The sequence below is a fragment of the Nocardioides antri genome, assembly GCF_008373765.1.
Classification (GTDB): Bacteria; Actinomycetota; Actinomycetes; order Propionibacteriales; family Nocardioidaceae; genus Nocardioides; species Nocardioides antri.
Window position 1 is genome coordinate 1 of sequence record NZ_VUJW01000008.1, and the last position, 17,182, is coordinate 17,182.

Genomic DNA, 17,182 nt, shown 5'->3' on the forward strand with positions numbered 1-17,182 from the left:
GCTCGAGCACCTCGACCCCGAGAGGCTTCCCGTCCACGGCGGGGATGCGACCACGGTGATGGTCACCATCACCCTGGACTCACTGCGACAGGACCTGGCCACCGCCGGGCTCCTCGACGGCGACCTGACCGCGGGGGCCAACCTGTCGGCCACCCAAGCGCGGCGACTGGCGTGCAACGCGCAGATCATCCCGGTCGTCCTCGGCGGGAAGGGCGAGATCCTCGACCTCGGCCGCACCCGCCGCCTCTACAACGCAGCCCAGCGCAAGGCGCTGCGACTGCGGGACAAACGCTGTCGCGCCGAGGGCTGCTCGATCCCCGCCACCTGGTGCGAAGCCCACCACGAGACACCCTGGTCACGGGGCGGCCGGACCGACCTCGACGACGGCGTACTCCTCTGCTCCTGGCACCACCACCGCGCCCACGACCGAAGATTCCACGCCGACAAGCTCCCCAACGGTGACATCCGCTTCCACCGCCGCAGGTAGGCCGGATCTGCCGCCGTCAGGGCTGAGCGTGTGCCCGCATGCCCAGGAGTACGCCGAACGCGATCACCGCGATCAGCGACATCACACCGCCGAGCCCGAAGGCGAGGATGCCGGCCAGCATCCAGGCCTGGTCGCCGGTCTCCAGCAGCCCGCCCTGACCCAGCTCGGTGCGCGGCGCCTGCTCGACCGCGGTGATGCAGCCCGCCACCTGGAGGGTGAGTCCGATGACCAGGAGGCCGTACATCACGTCGGTCGGTCGTTCGGGGTTCGGTCCTGACCTCATGGTCCTTCGACTCCTCGCTCGATGTGCTGGTTCCGCCGCCGGCGACGTCCGCTGCCTATGCTCGGTCGGGTGAGCCGAATCATCACCACCAGCTTCGCCTCGGTCGATCCGTGACGAAGGTCGCGAAGAAGGGCCGGACGAAGGCCGAGCTGGACCAGGTGATCCACCACGTCGACAAGCTCGTCGACGAGCTCGCCAAGGGGAAGGCGATGGACAAGGTCCTGAGGGCGCCGGCGGGGTGACCTGACGGGCTCAGTGCGCGAGCGGGGTGAGGGCGGAAAGGGTGGCGACGGCCACCGCGGCGAGGCCGACGCGGCGGGCGAGCCGGCGGACGCGAGCGAGGTCCTCCCGCTCGGGCGCCCGGCCGTCGCCGAGGATCGCGCGGTGCTCGACCCGGTCGCCGTACACGTTCGTCCCGCCCAGCCGGACGCCGAGCGCGCCGGCGAACGCGGCCTCGACCGGGCCCGCGTTCGGGCTGGGGTGGCCGGCCGCGTCGCGTCGCCACGCCCGCCACGCGCCGACGCGGTCCTCGCCCAGCACGACCGCGAGGGCGGCGGTGAGCCGTGACCCGGGGAGGTTGAGCCCGTCGTCGAGACGTGCCGCCGCCCACCCGAACCGCTCGTACCGTGCCGATCGGTGGCCGACCATCGCGTCGAGGGTGTTCGCGGCGCGGTAGCCGAGCAGGCCCGGCACGCCGGCGACCGCGCCCCAGACGAGGGGGGCGACCACCGCGTCGGAGGTGTTCTCCGCCAGCGACTCGACAGCGGCCCGGACGACCTCGGACTCGCTCAGGTGCGCGGTGTCGCGGCCGACCAGGTGGGTGAGCCGCACGCGCGCGTCGTCGAGCCGTCCGTCGTCGAGCAGCCGCTGGATGGCAGCCCCTTCCCGGTCGAGCGAGGTGCCGCCGAGCACCGCCCACGTGGCGACAGCCGTCACCAGGAGCCGGGGGAGTGGACGACGGGTGCGCTCGGCGACCAGGCCGAGGGCGACGGCACCACCCACGAGAGTCGCGACGTACGTCGTACCCGCCGCTCGGTCGTCCCGCCACCACCGGCGCTCGAGGGCGCCCGCCACGGCGCCGAAGCCGGCGACCGGGTGACCGCGCCGCGGGTCGGCCAGCAGGAGGTCCGCGGCGTAGCCGAGCAGCAGCCCGGCAGCCCGGCTACGCGCGCGGGACAGGGTCACAGACCGGCGGCGAGGGCGCGACGCTGGGCATCGGCCGTCACGGCGTCGTGGAGCCGGCCGACGAGGACCGTCAGGATGACCGCGATCGTCGCCCACAGCGAGGCGAGGGTGAGGATCGACGAGCGGCGGAACTGCCAGAGCAGGTCCGCCGGGAAGGCGCCGACCTCGTTCACCGACGGCAGCAGCAGCCCGGCGGCGGAGACCACGGCGACGAACCCGCCGGCAGCGATGAGCCCGGCATCGACGCCGTCGAACCGCCCGAGGAGCCGGCGTCCGACGACGACCGCGCCGATGGCGGCGAGCACGGAGATCAGGACCAGGGCGAAGTACTCGGCCGTCCGGTCGCTGATCGTTTCCGGGTCACCGACGGCCGGGGGAGTCGCGGGGTACTTCACGAACGGCACCAGCGCCACCGCCACGAACCCGATGCCGGCGACGAGCAAGGTCGAGCCGCGCGCGGACAGCCGTCCGAGCCTGCCGACGACGGCGGCCGCTGCGAGCGCGGTGAGGCCGCCGAGCGCCGTACCGACCGCTGCCGTGCCGGTCAGCAGGCCGAAGCTCTTCTGGTTCTCGCGCGAGATCTCCACCATGCCCGGCTCGGCGGCCGCGGCCTCCTCGGCCGCGACCTCCTCCGGGGTCAGGTGCTCGGCTGCCGCCTCCTCGAGGCCGATGGCGTGGTCGACGTGCGGCTCACCCAGCGCGAACGCGACGCCGAAGGCGACGAGCCCGGCGAGGAGCCCGGCGACGAGCCCGCGGACCAGGAACGCGGCCGGCGTCAGGGCAGGCTTGCGCCCAGGGTTGACCTTGCTCACGTCGGACCTGGCTCAGTGGCAGGGGTAGCCGAGCAGGTGGCGCGCGTCGTGCACCCACTCGTGGACGGCGTTGCCGGCGGGCAGCGAGATCGCGCCCTGGTCGGCGCTCACGAAGAAGATCGCGAGCATCGCCAGCAGGCCGTAGAACACGACCCAGGTGCCGAGCTGGAGCAGCGGGATGGTGGGGATCTCGACGGCCGGAACCTTGATGGCCGGTCCGGAGACGGGTGCGACAGACGGGTGCGCCATGTGTCCTCCTCAGGGATTCTGCGTCCCTGTTCGATGGGTTGGAGTTGCGTGGCACTCGGGTCTGACTCGTCCGCCCCGTCGTCGGGGGCGGCATCCCAGTAGCGCGACTGTGCCGGGTTCTCACCGGCTTCCTCGTGCCCGCAGCAGCACCCTAGGGCATCGCTGCCGTACGTCGACAGCCTGTCCGTCGGTCAGCGGGGCGTGTCGACGATCGCCGCGAGCGCGGTGGTCAATCGGTCGGTGGTGGCGGGCGGGCGGACGGCGATTCGCACCCAGGTCTCGTCGAGGCCGGGGAACGTGTCGGCGCGGCGTACGGCGATGCCTGCCGCTCTCAGGCGCCCGTGCACCCCCGCGCCCACCTGTGCCAGTACGAACGACGCCGCGGACTCCAGGTAGGGGACGCCGAGCCCGTCGAGACCGGCCTCGAGCACCTTGCGCCAGTCGGCGATCTCCTCGGCCCGGCGGCGGCCCTCCTCGACGGCCTCCGGCGTCGTGCAGGCGACGACCGCGGCGGCTGCGGGCGTGGACACCGACCACGGCACCTGGCCCCGCTGCAGGTCGGCGACGAGGTCGGGCGGCCCGAGGAGGTAGCCGGAGCGGATGCCGGGGATGCTCCAGTGCTTGGTCAGGCTGCGGACGACCACCAGTCCGTCGAGCCGCTCGGACGCGAGCGACTCGGTCTGGCCGGGGACGCAGTCCATGAACGCCTCGTCGACCACGACCACCCGGCCCGGCCGGAGGAGGGCGCGGATCGCGTCTGCCGGGTGGAGGGCCCCGGTCGGGTTGGTGGGGTTGCCCACGAAGACCAGGTCGACGTCGTCGGGGACCAGGGCGGGGTCGAGCAGGAACGGGTGCGGGACGACGACCTCGGTGACCCGGTGGCCGGCCTGCTCCAGCGCGGCGTGGGGCTCGGTGAACTGCGGGTGCACCACGGCCGGGCGCCGCCACGGCCGGCCCCGGGCGAGCAGCGTGAACGCCTCGGCGGCGCCGGCGGTGACCAGCACCTCGTCCTCGGGCCTGCCGTGGTGCCGGGCGGCGGCGGCACGGGCTCGGTCGCTCGACGGGTAGGACCCGACCTCGCCGAGGGAGGCGCGGAGGGCATCGTCGAGCCACGTCGGCCGCGGTCCGTCGTACACGTTGACGGCGAGGTCCAGCAGGCCGCCGACCTCGACGTCGCCGTGGTGCCGCAGCGGGTCATCCACGCGCATGCACCGCCTCGACGAACCGAGCGGCGAGCTGCGGGTGGCCGGCCCAGTGCGTGTGGAGGTACGACGCGTGCAGGGTCTGCGTCGCGAAGCCGACCCGGTCGCCCTCGACCTCCCACGCAGCGGTCGCGCCGGCCGCGGGTGTGACCGTGGTGCGGTGGAACTCGTGGCCGGTCACGCGCTCGCCGGCCCGGCCGAGCAAGGAGTCAGCGACGGCCGTCGCCTCGGGGTAGCGCATGGTCAGCTGCTCGGTCATCGCCGCGTCGGCGTCGACGACCCCGGCCATCGGCGCGCCGTCGAGGGTGCGGCACAGGTAGAGCAGGCCGGCACACTCGGCGACCGTCGGCAGGCCGTCGCGGACCGCGTCCCGGATCTCGGCTCGGAGGGAGGCGTTGTCGCTCAGCGCGGCCGCGTGGACCTCGGGGAAGCCGCCGCCGAGGTAGAGGCCCTGGGTGCCTTCGGGGAGTCTGGCGTCGGTCGCCGGGTCGAAGGTCACCACTCGGCAGCCGGCCGCCTCCAGCAGCTCGGCCGTCTCGGCGTACCGGAACGTGAAGGCCCGTCCGCCCGCGACCGCGACGACGGGTCCGGGGGGTTCGAGTCTCGGCGCTGGCGCGCCTCGCACCTCAATTACCGGCAAGGCGTTGGAGGGGCTCCAGGGCTCGTCATCCAGGGCGGGGGCGGTGCGGGCGAGGGCGAGCACGGCGTCCAGGTCGACGGTCTCCGCGATCCGCTCGGCAAGCCGGTCGACGACCTCGGCGGCCTCGCCGCGCTCGGCCGCCGGGACCAGGCCGAGGTGGCGGGACGGGGTGGCGAGGCCGGGGTCGCGGGGGACGACGCCCAGCACCGGCAGGTCGATCGACTCGCGGACCTCGGCGGCGTGCCGCGGTGAGCCGGCCTGGTTGAGGATGACGCCGGCGACCTCGACCGAGCGGTCCCAGGTCGCCATCCCGTGCACGACGGCGCCGATCGACCGGGACGACCGGGAGATGTCGACGACGAGCACGACCGGGGTGCGGGTCAGGGCGGCGACGTGCGCGGTGGAGGAGAACCCGCGGGTGCCGACGCGGCCGTCGTACAGGCCCATCACGCCCTCGATGACGGCGACCTCGGCCGGCATGGGGGACCGGGCGCCGTGCAGCAGGAGGGGTACGACGCGCTCCTCGCCGACCAGGTGGGGGTCGAGGTTGCGGCCCGGCCGGCCGCACGCGAGCGCGTGGTAGCCGGGGTCGATGTAGTCGGGGCCGACCTTGTGCCCGCTCACCTCGTGGCCGGCGCGGGTGAGGGCCGCCATCAGCCCGGTGGCGATGGTGGTCTTGCCCTGGCCGGTGGCCGGGGCGGCGACGACGAGCCGCGGGGTCTCGGCAGGCTCGACCACCGGAGGGGGCTCGATCACCGTTACCACTCGATCCCTCGCTGGCCCTTCTGGCCGGCGTCCATCGGGTGCTTGACCTTCGTCATCTCGGTGACGAGGTCGGCGGCCTCGACGAGCCGCGGGTCGGCGCGGCGGCCGGTGATCAGGACGTGCTGGTGGCCGGGCCGGTTGGCGAGGGTCTCCAGCACGTCGTCGAGGTCGACCCAGCCCCAGTTGATCGGGTAGGTGAACTCGTCGAGCAGGTAGAGGTCGTGCTCCTCGGCAGCGATCCGGCGCTTGATCTCGGCCCAGCCCTCGGCAGCGGCGAGCGCGTGGTCGTCCTCGGAGCCGGCCTTGCGCGACCAGGACCAGCCGGAGCCCATCTTGTGCCACTCCACGGTGCCGAACCCCGGGGGGAGCTGCTCGAACGCCGTCTGCTCGCCGAGCCGCCACTTCGCGGACTTCACGAACTGGAAGACCCCGATGCTCCATCCCTGGTTCCAGCCGCGCAGCGCGAGCCCGAAGGCGGCGGTCGACTTCCCCTTGCCGTCACCGGTGTGGACCATCAGCAGCGGCCGGTTGCGGCGCTGCCGGGTGGTGAGCCCGTCGTCGGGTACGACGAGCGGCTGGCCTTGTGGCATCAGGAGCTCCAGGTGTCGTGGTGGACAGCGTCGGCCAGCGGGCGGCGTGAGCGCCACCCGTGCCGCTCGAGGTCGGGCACGGTCTCGAGGTGGGAGACGGTGCCGAGGCAGAGCCAGGCGACCGGTCGCACGTGGTCGGGGATGCCGAGCAGGTCGCGGAGGAACTGCTCGCGGTAGAACGAGACCCAGCCGACGCCGAGGCCCTCGGCGGTCGCCGCGAGCCAGAGGTTCTGGATGGCGAGCACGGTCGAGAACAGGCCGGTGTCGGCGATGGCGTGCCGTCCGAGCACGTGCGTGCCGCCGCGGGACTGGTCGTGGGTGACGACGACGCCCATCGACGACTCGCAGATGCCCTCGACCTTGATCCTGTCGAACGTCGCGCGTCTCTCGGGCGGGAGCGACGCCGCGAAGGTGTCCCGCTCGCCGGCGACGTGGTCGCGGAAGGCCTGCCGGGTGGCGGCGTCCCGGACGACGACGAAGTCCCAGGGCTGGCTCATCCCGACGCTGGGTGCGCGGTGTGCGGCGCCGAGGACCCGCAGCAGGACGTCGTCCGGGACCGGCGCGCCGGTGAACTCCGCCCGGACGTCGCGCCGTCGCTCGATGACGTCGTAGAGCGTGGCCGTCATGCCGCGCGTCCCCGGGCGGCAGCGACCAGCGCGTCCGCGCTCACCTCGCCGACCGGCACGTGCTCGGCGTCGAGGTGGTCGGCCAGGACGCGGGCCAGGCCCATCCGCATCGCGCCGCTCTCGCAGTCGACGACGACGGACGCGACGCCGGTGCCGGCGAGCCACACCGCGACCGACTGCGACCGGGCCACCGCGTCGGCGCCCGCTGTCGCGCGGCCGTCGGTGACGACGACGAGCAGCGGCCGGCGACGCGGGTCGCGGATCCGCTCCAGCTCCAGCACCTTGGCAGCCTCGAGGAGGCCCTCGGCGAGCGGCGTCCGTCCGCCGGCCGGCAGGTCCTCGAGCCGGGCGGCGGCCACGTCCACGGAGCTGGTGGGTGGCAGCGCGAGGTCCGCGCGGTCCCCGCGGAACGTCACCAGTCCGACCTTGTCCCGCCGCTGGTAGGCGTCGAGCAGCAGGCTCAGTACGGCGGTCTTGACCTGCTCCATCCGCTTCCGGGCGGCCATCGAGCCGGAGGCGTCGACGCAGAACAGGACGAGGTTGGACTCGCGCCCCTCGCGCACGGCGACCCGCAGGTCCTCGGGCCGGAGCAGCAGCCGACCCGCGACCCGACCGCGGCCGTGCTGGTGCGGCACCGCCGCTCGGATCGTCTCGACCAGGTGCAGCGCCCCGCCGCTGCCGGTCGGCCGCTCGGCACCGACCCGGCGCCCGGTCTCCGTGCGCGCCCGGCTCCGACGGCCCGCCGTACCGGTGCCGGTGCCGCGGACGGTGAGCAGCCGGGTGCGGTACGGCGCGGCCGCGGCCGTCGTCGTGCCCGCTCCGGGCGCCTCCGCGTCCGGCTCACCCGTTGCGTCAGGAGGCTTGCACCGTGGCGGGTGCGCGTCGGATGACCTCCCGGGCTCCTCGGAAGAATCGGAGGAGTCCGAGCCGGGACCGGGACCGTCCGGATCGGGGTCGGGCTCAGGTTCGGGATCGGGCTCGAGGTCGTCCTCCCCGAGCGCGTCCTGCAGCAGGTCGTCGTCGAGCCCGGGGCTGTCGAACGGGTTGCGCCGCCGCCGGTGGGGGAGGGCGAGCCGGGCGGCCACCTCGACGTCCTCGAGCACGACGTCGTCCCGGCCCTGCCAGGCGGCGTGCGCCGACGCGGTGCGGGCCATGACGATGTCAGCGCGGAGCCCGTCGACCTCGAACGCGGCGCACACCTCGGCGATCCGCAGCAGCGCCCGGTCCGACAGCCTGACGTCGCCGACCCGCTTCCGGGCCTCGGCGATCCGCGCCCGCAGGGCGTCCTCGGCGTCGGCGTAGGCGGCGGCGAACGACTCCGGGTCGGCGTCGTGGGCCATACGTCGTCGTACGACCTCGGCGCGGAGCGCGGGGTCCCGCGGCGCGGCCACCTCGACGGTGAGCCCGAACCGGTCGAGCAGCTGCGGTCGCAGCTCGCCCTCCTCGGGGTTCATCGTGCCGACGAGCACGAACCGGGCGTCGCGCTCGACCGAGACGCCGTCCCGCTCGACGGTCACCCGTCCCATGGCGGCCGCGTCGAGGAGCACGTCGACGAGGTGGTCGTGCAGGAGGTTGACCTCGTCGACGTAGAGAATGCCGCGGTGCGCCTTGACCAGCAGCCCGGGCTGGTACTCCGCCCGGCCCTCGGCCAGTGCGCTCTCGAGGTCGATCGAGCCGAGCACCCGGTCCTCGGTGGCCCCGATCGGAAGCTCGACGAGCCGCGCCTCGTGGTCGTCGACCGGCGGCAGCACCGCCGCGAGTGCGCGCACGATCGTCGACTTGGCCGTGCCCTTCTCGCCCCGCACCAGCACCCCACCGACCTCAGGTGAGATCGACGTCAGGATGAGCGCGAGCGCCATGGGGTCGGGCCCGCCCGGGGCCTCGACGTCGGCGCCGACCACGGCGCTGAAGGGGTAGCCGGACCTCGATGCAGTCATCGCTGCCTCTCCGCTGAGTAGAGATGCGACTCGCAGGCGCCGTTCGGCCGCTCGGCGAGGGCCGGGCCGACGAGGATCACGGCCGCCTGCCGGAGCCCGGCCGCCTCGACCCGGTCCGCGATCGCGGCGTCCCCGCCGACCGTGCCGCGCAGGACGACCTCGCCCGGCTGGGTCGCGCTGTGCACGACGACGACCGGACAGTCGACGCCGTAGTGGGGGACGAGCTCCGCCATCAGCTCGCGCGTGCGGGTGATCGCCAGGTGCAGCACGAGCGTGGCGCCGGTCGCGGCGTACGCCGCCAGCGACTCCCGCTCCGGCATCGCCGTCGAACGGGCCTGGGTGCGGGTGAGCACGACCGACTGCGCGACCAGCGGCACGGTGAGCTCGTTGCCGACCAGGGCCGCGGCTGCGGCGTACGCCGGCACGCCGGGCGTCACGTCCCAGGGCACCCCCGCCGCGTCGAGCCGGCGGCCCTGCTCGTGCAGCGCGGAGTAGAGCGAGGGGTCGCCCGAGGTCAGCCGTACGACGTCCAGGCCGGCCGCGTGGGCCTCGACCATCGCTGCGGTGATCTGGTCGAGGTCCAGGCGCTGCGTGTCGACCAGCCGGGCCTCGGCCCGACAGTGACCGAGGACCTCGGCGTCGATGTAGGTGCCCGGGTAGAGGACGACGTCGGCCTCGCTCAGCAGCCGTGCCGTGCGGAGCGTGATCAGGTCGGCCGCGCCGGGTCCGGCGCCGACGAAGTGGACCGTCATCTGGTCACCGTCCACTGGGTCACCGTGCGGAACGGCGTCCAGCCGGTGAGGCCACCGAGCCGGGCGGCGTGCTCGACCGCGATCCGGGTGAGCTCCCCGCCGTGGCGCTGGTACGACGACGCCAGCAGCTGCTCGGTCTCCAGCGTGACGCCGTGGGCCACCAGCCGCCCGTGCGGAGCGAGCGCTGCGAGGCAGCGGGTGACCAGCTCCTCGCTCCCGCCGCCGCCGATGAAGACCGCGTCGGGGACCGGCAGGTCGGCGAGCGCGTCGGGCGCGCGACCGGTCACGACCCGCAGCCGGGGGACGCCGAGCCGGGCGGCGTTGCGGGCGATCCGGGCTGCCCGGTCGGGGTCGACCTCGATCGCGACCGCCTCGGTCGTGGGGTGCGCGCGCAGCCACTCGATCGCGATCGACCCGGCACCGGAGCCGACGTCCCAGAGCAGGGCGCCGGGACGGGGAGCGAGCCGGGACAGGGCGCTGGCCCGCAGGTCCCGCTTGGTCAGCTGCCCGTCGTGCTCGAAGGCCTCGTCGGGCAGCCCGGCCGCCCACGAGGTCGTCGCGGTCGGCGGACCGGAGACCTCGAGGGCGAGCACGTGCAGCCGCGGCAGGTCGCCCCGCCACATCTCGGCGGCGGTGCCGTCGATCCGGTGCTCCTCGTCGGAGCCCAGGTCGCCGAGCACGGACATCCGGCTCGCAGCCAGGCCCTCCTCCCGGAGCAGCGCGGCGACGGCGGCGGGTGTCGTCTCGTCGGACGACAGCACCAGCAGGCGCCGGCCGGGCGCGAGCTCGCGGCGCAGGGCGTCGACGTCGCGGCCGACCAGCGTGACCACCGCGGACGACTCCGCCGCCCAGCGCATCCGCGCCCGGGCCCAGGCGACCGACGACGCGGCGGGGATCGCCTCCAGGTCCTCGACGAGGGCGGCGAGAGTCGTGCCGATCCCGGACAGGTAGGGGTCGCCCGACGCGAGCGCGACGACCCGGCGGCCGTCGTACTCGTCGAGCAGGGCGGGCAGGTCGCCCAGCGGGCGCGGCCACGGCCGGCGCTCCTGGCCGGGCACGGGTGGCACCAGCCCGAGGTGCCGCTCGCCGCCCAGCAGCACCTCCGCAGCCTGCACCCGCTCGCGGGCCGCCTCTGACAGTCCTGTCCAGCCGTCGGCGCCGATCCCGACGACGGTCACCCGGGCGCTCACTCGACCCACCGAGGGGTCCAGACCGCGCCACCGGGTGCGACGCGGGTCGAGGAGGCGCCGACGAGGAGCAGGCACTTCATGTCGATCGTGGCGGCGTCGAGCCCGGCGAGCGTCGTCACCTCGAGGGACTCCTCCTCGCGACCCACGTCGCGGCCGACGACCACGACGGTGTCGGGGGAGCGATGCTCGAGGAGCAGCTTCTGCGCCGCGACCACCTGGTCCCGCCGCGACCGGGACGCGGGGTTGTAGATGCCGAGCACCAGGTCGGCCTCGGCGATCGCCCGGAGCCGTCGCTCGATGACCGGCCACGGCTTCAGGCGGTCGGACAGGCTGACCACGGCGAAGTCCGCGCCGATCGGGGCCCCCGCCCGCGCCGCCACGGCCTGGATCGCGCTCAGGCCAGGGAGCACCGTGACCGCCACGGCGTCGTACCTCTCGTCGGACGCTGCGGCCTCGTAGACCGCCGACGCCATCCCGAACACGCCGGCGTCGCCGCCCGACACCACCGCCACCCGCTCGCCGCGCAAAGCCAGGTCGAGCGCGAACCGCGCCCGGTCCACCTCGACGGTGTTGCCCGAGGCGTGGCGCTGGAGGCCGGCCCGCTGCGGCACCCGGCTGACGTACGGCGCGTAGCCGACCACGTGGTCGACGCCCGCCAGTGCCTCGGCAGCCTCCGGGGTGAGCCAGGCGGACGGGCCGGGGCCGAGCCCGACGACCAGGAGCTCGTGCGGGGCGTCGCCGCTGGCCGAGGTGCGAGCGCAGCGAGCCTCGAGACCAAGGCGGTCCTGGGTCCTCAGCCGCTCGGTGGTCTGGTTGCCGGCGGTGTCGCCGGGGACCACGATCAGCGAGAAGTACGGCACCGACGCCGGGTCGATCTCGGCGACGGGCCGCCACTGCGCCTCCGGCATCGACGCCCGCTCGACGTACATCGCCCCCTCGAGCCGGCCGGCCTGCGCGAGCGCGGAGCGTACGGCGGGGAAGGTGCGGCCGAGCTTCATGATGATCGCGCCCTCGGTGTCGGCGAGGCGACGCGCCAGCTCCGGCTCGGGGAGGGTGCCGGGCAGGACGGTGAGGACGTCGGTCTGCCGGACCAGCGGCTGGGCGAGGCCGGCGGTGGCGGCGGCGAACGCCGGGACCCCGGGGACGACCTCGGTGGGGAAGCGGTCGCGGAGCCGGTCGACGAGGTACATCGAGCTCCCGTAGAACAGCGGGTCGCCCTCGGCGAGGAGCACGACGTCGCGCCCCGCCTCGAGGTGTCCGGTGACCCGCGCCTCGCACTCGTCGTAGAAGTCGGCCAGCGCGCCGACGTACCCACCCGGGTGGTCGGTGGTGCCGGTCGTGACGGGATAGCGCAGCTCCTCCTCGATCGCGCCGTCCGGCACCAGGTCGCCCGCGATCCGACGGGCGTGGGACCGCTTGCGGACCCCGGCGTGGAACGCGACCACGTCGGCCGCGCCGATGATCCGGGCGGCCTTGAGCGTGATCAGCTCCGGGTCACCCGGGCCGATGCCGACGACGAAGAGCTGCCCGCTCATTCGGCCTCCTGTGCCAGCGCGTTGACGGCCGAGGACGCCATCGCCGAGCCGCCGCGACGGCCCCGGACGGTCACGTAGGGGATGTCGATGCCGTGCTCGGCGGCGAGCGCGACGAGCGCCTCCTTCGACTCGCGGGCGCCGATGAAGCCGACCGGACAGCCGACGATCGCAGCGGGACGCGGCGCGCCGTCGATCAGCATCTCGAGCAGGTGGAAGAGCGCGGTCGGCGCGTTGCCGATCGCCACGACGGCGCCCTCGAGGTGCGGCTCCCACAGCGACACCGCCGCGGCCGTGCGCGTCGTCCGCCACGCCTGCGCGAGGTCGGGGACGGCGTCGTCGTCGAGGAAGCAGAGGACCTCGTTGTCGGCCGGCAGCCGTCCGGCGGTGATGCCCATCGCGACCATCCGGGCGTCGCAGAGCACCGGCGCGCCGGCGGCCAGGGCCGCGCGACCGGCCGGTCCGAGCCGGGGGTGGATGACGAGGTCGTCGACCAGGTCCGTCTGACCGCTGCCGTGGATCATCCGTACGGCGACCTTCTCGGCGTCGGCCGGCACCCGGGACAGGTCGGACTCACGGCGGATCGTCGCGAACGAGTCGACGTAGATCGCCGGCCCGTCGGCGACGTACTCGTAGCGCCGGGGCGGCGGTGCGAGCGTCGGGTTCAGACCAGTACGCCGTGCCATGGCGTGATCACCACCTCGGGGGTCCGGGCCGCCCAGGCGGCGGCGGTCGCTCGGTCGATGCCGTCGGTGACGGCGACGTGGGTCAGGCCGGCGACCGGTCCGTACGGGAGCGGACCCGACCGGACGACCGCGCCCGGTGCCGGGTCCTGCGGCGCGGCGAGCGCGCTTGCGAGCTCGTCGACGTGCCACGCCGCCGTCGGCCCGGACCCGCGTCGGTCCAGGAACAGGAGCGCGAGACCTGCCAGCGCCGCCGGCGCGTCCGCCAGGTCGAGCACCCGGCCCCACGTCGAGCCGACCCGGACCTGGGCGGTCCGCTCGTCGAGGGCCACCAGCCCGAGGTCGGGGTGCCGGTCGGCGAGGTCGCCGCGGCCGTCGTCGAGAGTGAAGAGGAACCGGCCGGGGAGGCCTGCGAGCGCGGGGTCCGCCAGCAGCAGGCTGTCCAGGCCGGCGGCCACCGGTCGCAGGTCCGCTCGTCCGCCGGCCAGGCCGGTGAGGGGCGACACCATCACGTTCCGCGCCAGGTCGTGCGCACGCGACGGCAGCAGGCCGGTCGCCTCGATCGCGGCGACGACCTCCTCGGGCAGCACGCCGTCGACGAGCGGGAGGCCGCGCAGCTGGAGGTTCGCCCGCGCGGTCACGCGGACCCGGCCGTCGCCGTACCCGTGGGCCACGGCCGCGAGCGCCGCCAGGGCCGAGGCCGTCAGCCGGCCGCCGGGGACCCGGACCCGCGCCAGGCCGCCGTCCTCGGCGGGCCACGGGCGGAGGACGCCGGGGCACCGGTCCGCCCGGGTCCGGGTGCTGCCGGGGTCCCGGAGATCAGTGGCGCGCATCGCGCTCCTCGCAAGGTCTCGGGCTCTGCGCGTCGCCCGCGGATGACCTCGCGGCGGCTACCGCAAGGGCCAGCAGGTCTTCGGACTCGGGATCACCCGGAACGGAGCGCCTTCCCAGATCTCGACAGGCTCGATCCAGTGACTTCTTGCCCCGCCCGTCACCCACACCGCTGCGCGTCAGTCCCGGACTCTCACCGGGTTCCCTGACCACCATCTGCATGGAGGTCGACTGGCGTTTCGGACTGTACCAACCCGCGGCGACGCACGGGGCCACCAGTAGGTTGGCGGACATGCCCACGCTCGCGGACCTCGTCTCCCTGATCCATGAGTGGTACCCCCCGGCGACCGCCGAGGACTGGGACGCTGTCGGCCTCGTGTACGGCGACCCGGAGCGCTCGGTCAAGAAGGTCATGTTCGCCGTCGACCCGACCCCGGCCGTCGCCGAGGAGGCAGCCGACTGGAAGGCCGACCTGCTGGTCGTCCACCACCCGCTGTTCCTCAAGCCGGTCCACGGCTTCCCGGCGACCACGCCGAAGGGTCGTACCCTCGCCGCCCTCGCCGGCGCCGGCTGCGCCCTGCTGACCGCCCACACGAACGCCGACCAGGCGGTCAACGGCGTCTCCGAGGCGATGGCGACGGCTCTCGGCCTCACCGACCTCGAGCCCCTCGTCCCCGCAGTGGGCGAGCCGGTCGACAAGCTCACCGTCTTCGTGCCGACCGACGCCGCACCGCCGGTGCGCGCGGCGCTCGCGGAGGCCGGCGCCGGCCGGATCGGCGACTACGACTTCGCGTCCTTCAGCAGCCAGGGCGAGGGCCGGTTCCGGCCGCTCGAGGGGGCGAACCCGATGATCGGCACCGTCGGTGAGATCGAGACGGTCGCGGAGGTGCGGATCGAGGTCGTCCTCGCCCGCCACCTGCGCCGGCAGGTCGTCGAGGCGATGCTGGCTGCCCACCCCTACGAGGAGCCGGCGTACGACGTCGTCGAGCTCGCCGACCCCGGCACGGTCACGACCGGCATCGGCCGGGTCGGGACCCTGGCGCCGGCGACCCTCTCTGAGTTCGCCGAGAGCGTCGCCGCCGCGCTCCCGAAGACCCACCACGGCGTGCGCGTCGCCGGCGACCCGGATCGGATGATCCGGAAGGTCGCCGTGTGCGGCGGCGCCGGGGACTTCCTGCTGGACCGGGTCGCGGATTCGGACGTCGACGTCTATGTGACCAGCGACCTGCGGCACCACCCGGCGGCGGAGTTCGTGGAGAAGAACGGCCCGGCCCTGGTCGACGTCGCCCACTGGGCGGCCGAGTGGACCTGGTTGCCCGTGGTCGCCGCCCGCCTGGAGAAGGCGCTCGGCAACGACGTCGACACCCGGGTGAGCACGGTGTGCACCGATCCCTGGACACTGTGCCTATGAGAGAGAGGGGCCTATGAAGGCCGACCCCGATGCCCAGCTGAAGCTGCTCGACCTCCAGAAGCTCGACGCGGCGGCCGACAAGCTGCGGCACCAGCGGGCGCACCTGCCCGAGAACGCCGAGATCGCCACGCTGACCGTCCGCCGGTCCGACGTGCTGGGCCGGTCCCGCGACCAGCAGATCGTCGTCGACGACCTCACTGCTGCGCAGAAGAAGGCCGATGCCGACGTGGAGCAGGTGAAGGCACGCCGCAAGCGCGACCAGGACCGGATGGACCAGGGGCTGATCAGCAACCCGAAGGACCTCGAGCGGATGCAGCACGAGCTCGCTTCGCTCGAGCGCCGCATCGTGACGCTGGAGGACGAGGAGCTCGAGGTCATGGAGGACCTCGAGGCCGCCCAGACCGAGCTCGCCGCCATGCGCACCGACCTCGCCGAGACCGAGGAGAAGCTGGCGTCGCTTACCGAGGCCCGGGACGGCCGGTACGCCGAGATCGACGCCGACCTGCAGCGGATCGCGGGCGAACGCGCACCTCTCGTGGCGGCACTGCCCGACGACCTCCTCGCGCTCTACGAGCGCCTGCGGGAGAACAAGAACGGCGTCGGCGCGGCCGAGCTCCGGGCCCGCCAGTGCAGCGGCTGCATGATGAGCCTCGACGCCGCCGAGCTCTCCGGGATCCGCGGCAAGGCGGAGGATGAGGTCGTCCGCTGCGAGCAGTGCCAGCGGATCCTGGTCCGCACCAGCGAGAGCGGGCTCTGAGGTGGCGGACCGCCCCGCCGGTCCGCGGTCGGTCGTCATCGAGGCCGACGGCGGCTCCCGCGGCAACCCCGGGCCGTCGGCGTACGGCGCCGTGCTCAAGGACGCCGAGACCGGAGAGGTCATCGCGGAGGACGGCCGCACGCTCGGCATCGCGACCAACAACGTCGCGGAGTACTCCGGGCTGATCGCCGGCCTCCGGCTCGCCGAGCTCTACGCCCCCGGCGCCGACATCGAGGTCCGGATGGACTCGAAGCTGGTCGTCGAGCAGATGAGCGGCCGGTGGAAGATCAAGCACCCTGACATGCGCCCGCTGGCGATGGAGGCCAACCGCCTCGCGCCGTTCGGCACGACCTACACCTGGGTGCCGCGCGAGCAGAACAAGCACGCCGACCGGCTCGCCAACGAGGCGCTCGACGGCAAGCGGGACGGGGTCACCGTGGCCGCAGGGTCGGCAGCGGACCGCGAGCCGGACGAGCCCGAGTCGCTGATCGAGGAGATCGAGAGCCCCGACCCCGCCGTCGTGGAGGAGGTCGCGGGCAAGCGGGCGGAGGAGGCCGCGGGCGCGCCGACGACCCTCGTGCTGCTGCGCCACGGCGTCACCGCGCACACCTCCGGCCGGCGGTTCTCCGGCGGGCTCGGTGGCGACAACCCAGGCCTGAGCGACGAGGGCCGCGCGCAGGTGCGGGCCGCGGCCGGATGGCTGGTGGAGCTCAAGGACCGGATCGACGCCGTGGTCTGCTCACCGGTGCGGCGTACCCGCGAGTCGGCCGAGATCGTGGCCGCCGAGCTCGGGCTGCCGGTCGAGGAGGAGCCCGGCTTCGCCGAGATGGAGTTCGGCGCCTGGGACGGGCTGTCCTTCGTCGAGGTGGCGGAGAAGCACAAGGAGAGTCTCGATGCGTGGCTGGGGGACCTCGACGCCGCGCCGCCGGGCGGGGAGTCGTTCCGGACCGTCGAGACGCGGGTCCTGGCCGGCCTCGACCGGGTCCTGGAGCAGCACGCGGGGCGCACGGTGGTGGTGGTCAGCCATGTCACGCCGATCAAGACCCTCGTCGCGAGCGTGCTCGGTGCGCCGCTCGACGCCGTGTTCAAGATGGAGCTGAGCCCCGCCTCGGTGACGGTCCTCTCGTTCTTCCCCGACCCGTCCGCTCCGGAGGGCACGGCCCGCCGGGGCTCGCTGCGGCTCTACAACGCGCTGCCGCCGGGGGACAGGACCCTGCTCGACACCGGTCGTTGGTGACCTAGCCCCGGAC

At 74.3% G+C, this 17,182-nt stretch carries 17 protein-coding genes, 1 pseudogene and 1 riboswitch; of the genes and pseudogenes, 5 read left to right on the forward strand and 13 right to left on the reverse strand.

Annotation, left to right across the window (positions count from 1 at the left end):
• Nucleotides 1–487, forward strand: a 487-nt coding sequence (locus F0U47_RS13145) for an HNH endonuclease signature motif containing protein (protein WP_149750940.1), incomplete at its 5' end; no start/stop codon positions are given.
• A gap of 16 nt (nucleotides 488–503) precedes the next feature.
• On the opposite strand, the gene F0U47_RS13150 is transcribed toward F0U47_RS13145, so the two are convergent.
• Complete coding sequence (locus F0U47_RS13150; protein ID WP_149750941.1) at nucleotides 504–770, reverse strand: hypothetical protein; 267 nt, start codon at nucleotides 768–770, stop codon at nucleotides 504–506.
• A gap of 110 nt (nucleotides 771–880) precedes the next feature.
• On the opposite strand from F0U47_RS13150, the gene F0U47_RS13155 reads away from it, so the two are divergent.
• The gene (locus tag F0U47_RS13155; protein WP_223162768.1) at nucleotides 881–1,012 is read left to right on the forward strand and encodes a DUF2200 family protein; all 132 of its coding nucleotides are present in this window, start codon (nucleotides 881–883) and stop codon (nucleotides 1,010–1,012) included.
• Nucleotides 1,013–1,022: 10 nt separating this feature from the next.
• Here the strand turns inward: F0U47_RS13155 and F0U47_RS13160 are convergent, their stop codons facing one another.
• From F0U47_RS13160 to F0U47_RS13210, 12 genes and pseudogenes are all read right to left on the reverse strand, one after another.
• A complete protein-coding gene (locus F0U47_RS13160; RefSeq protein WP_149750942.1) occupies nucleotides 1,023–1,955 on the reverse strand; it encodes a cobalamin biosynthesis protein in 933 nt (310 codons plus the stop codon).
• Nucleotides 1,952–2,767, reverse strand: a complete 816-nt coding sequence (locus tag F0U47_RS13165) for a CbtA family protein (protein ID WP_246159611.1) — start codon at nucleotides 2,765–2,767, stop codon at nucleotides 1,952–1,954. Before F0U47_RS13165 ends, F0U47_RS13160 begins: the two co-directional genes overlap by 4 nt.
• Before the next feature lie 12 nt (nucleotides 2,768–2,779).
• Nucleotides 2,780–3,016 (reverse strand): CbtB domain-containing protein, encoded by a 237-nt coding sequence (locus F0U47_RS13170; protein WP_149750943.1) that lies wholly within the window; start codon nucleotides 3,014–3,016, stop codon nucleotides 2,780–2,782.
• 191 nt (nucleotides 3,017–3,207) lie between these two features.
• Nucleotides 3,208–5,614 (reverse strand): annotated as a pseudogene (gene cobBC / locus F0U47_RS22595) (bifunctional hydrogenobyrinic acid a,c-diamide synthase/histidinol phosphate aminotransferase CobBC).
• 2 nt (nucleotides 5,615–5,616) lie between these two features.
• A complete protein-coding gene (gene cobO / locus F0U47_RS21230; protein ID WP_188111342.1) occupies nucleotides 5,617–6,213 on the reverse strand; it encodes a cob(I)yrinic acid a,c-diamide adenosyltransferase in 597 nt (198 codons plus the stop codon).
• Nucleotides 6,213–6,839, reverse strand: coding sequence for a 5,6-dimethylbenzimidazole synthase (bluB, locus tag F0U47_RS13180; RefSeq protein WP_149750944.1), 627 nt, complete (start codon nucleotides 6,837–6,839; stop codon nucleotides 6,213–6,215). The genes cobO and bluB overlap by 1 nt, the downstream gene beginning before the upstream one ends.
• Nucleotides 6,836–8,776, reverse strand: coding sequence for a VWA domain-containing protein (locus tag F0U47_RS13185; protein WP_246159614.1), 1,941 nt, complete (start codon nucleotides 8,774–8,776; stop codon nucleotides 6,836–6,838). Before F0U47_RS13185 ends, bluB begins: the two co-directional genes overlap by 4 nt.
• The gene (locus tag F0U47_RS13190; protein ID WP_149750945.1) at nucleotides 8,773–9,528 is read right to left on the reverse strand and encodes a cobalt-precorrin-4/precorrin-4 C(11)-methyltransferase; all 756 of its coding nucleotides are present in this window, start codon (nucleotides 9,526–9,528) and stop codon (nucleotides 8,773–8,775) included. Before F0U47_RS13190 ends, F0U47_RS13185 begins: the two co-directional genes overlap by 4 nt.
• Nucleotides 9,525–10,718 (reverse strand): precorrin-6y C5,15-methyltransferase (decarboxylating) subunit CbiE, encoded by a 1,194-nt coding sequence (cbiE, locus tag F0U47_RS13195; RefSeq protein WP_149750946.1) that lies wholly within the window; start codon nucleotides 10,716–10,718, stop codon nucleotides 9,525–9,527. Before cbiE ends, F0U47_RS13190 begins: the two co-directional genes overlap by 4 nt.
• Nucleotides 10,715–12,253 (reverse strand): precorrin-3B C(17)-methyltransferase, encoded by a 1,539-nt coding sequence (cobJ, locus tag F0U47_RS13200; protein WP_149750947.1) that lies wholly within the window; start codon nucleotides 12,251–12,253, stop codon nucleotides 10,715–10,717. The genes cbiE and cobJ overlap by 4 nt, the downstream gene beginning before the upstream one ends.
• On the reverse strand, nucleotides 12,250–12,936 hold the full coding sequence (locus tag F0U47_RS13205) for a precorrin-8X methylmutase (protein WP_149750948.1): 687 nt from the start codon (nucleotides 12,934–12,936) through the stop codon (nucleotides 12,250–12,252). The genes cobJ and F0U47_RS13205 overlap by 4 nt, the downstream gene beginning before the upstream one ends.
• Entirely contained in the window at nucleotides 12,915–13,766 is an 852-nt protein-coding gene (locus F0U47_RS13210; protein ID WP_149750949.1) for a ferredoxin-like domain-containing protein, read from the reverse strand. Before F0U47_RS13210 ends, F0U47_RS13205 begins: the two co-directional genes overlap by 22 nt.
• Before the next feature lie 54 nt (nucleotides 13,767–13,820).
• A riboswitch (cobalamin riboswitch) is annotated at nucleotides 13,821–14,015 on the reverse strand.
• 41 nt (nucleotides 14,016–14,056) lie between these two features.
• Between F0U47_RS13210 and F0U47_RS13215 the strand changes: the two genes are divergently transcribed.
• The 3 genes from F0U47_RS13215 to F0U47_RS13225 are packed head-to-tail and all read left to right on the forward strand — an operon-like array spanning nucleotide 14,057 to nucleotide 17,169.
• Entirely contained in the window at nucleotides 14,057–15,175 is a 1,119-nt protein-coding gene (locus F0U47_RS13215; protein WP_149750950.1) for a Nif3-like dinuclear metal center hexameric protein, read from the forward strand.
• A gap of 13 nt (nucleotides 15,176–15,188) precedes the next feature.
• Nucleotides 15,189–15,932 (forward strand): zinc ribbon domain-containing protein, encoded by a 744-nt coding sequence (locus tag F0U47_RS13220; protein ID WP_149750951.1) that lies wholly within the window; start codon nucleotides 15,189–15,191, stop codon nucleotides 15,930–15,932.
• Between the two features lies 1 nt (nucleotide 15,933).
• Nucleotides 15,934–17,169: a bifunctional RNase H/acid phosphatase gene (locus F0U47_RS13225; RefSeq protein WP_246159615.1), complete on the forward strand. Its 1,236-nt coding sequence runs from the start codon at nucleotides 15,934–15,936 to the stop codon at nucleotides 17,167–17,169.
• Nucleotides 17,170–17,182 lie beyond the last annotated feature (13 nt).